At 50.4% G+C, this 260-nt stretch carries 1 protein-coding gene; it reads right to left on the bottom strand.

Features of this window, described 5'->3' with window-relative positions:
* Positions 1 to 260: succinate dehydrogenase, cytochrome b556 subunit (sdhC, locus tag SB772_RS42600; RefSeq protein ID WP_410838844.1), on the bottom strand; the 260-nt coding region annotated here is incomplete at both ends.

Genomic DNA, 260 nt, shown 5'->3' with positions numbered 1-260 from the left:
AGGACTCCTGCGAGAAGTGAAAGCACGACAGTAATAACAAAGGAGATTTTGGCGGAGCGTTTACCCGCTTCGAATGTTTCTTCCAGATAGCCAAAATCCATCATCATGTGGCGAATACCTACGACGACGTGATACGCCAGAGCGGTAAGGATGCCCCACATGATAAATTTGAAGAAGAAGCTGCCCATAATCGCGGAAGCTTGCTCGAAACCTTCAGGGGAAGAGAGGCTGGTACCCAGAAGCCACAGCAGGATGCCCAC

It is taken from the genome of Paraburkholderia sp. SIMBA_030 (genome assembly GCF_046535245.1).
GTDB lineage: Bacteria > Pseudomonadota > Gammaproteobacteria > Burkholderiales > Burkholderiaceae > Paraburkholderia.
Note: the sequence above shows the minus strand (reverse complement) of the source record. Positions and strands in the feature narration are given on the sequence as shown.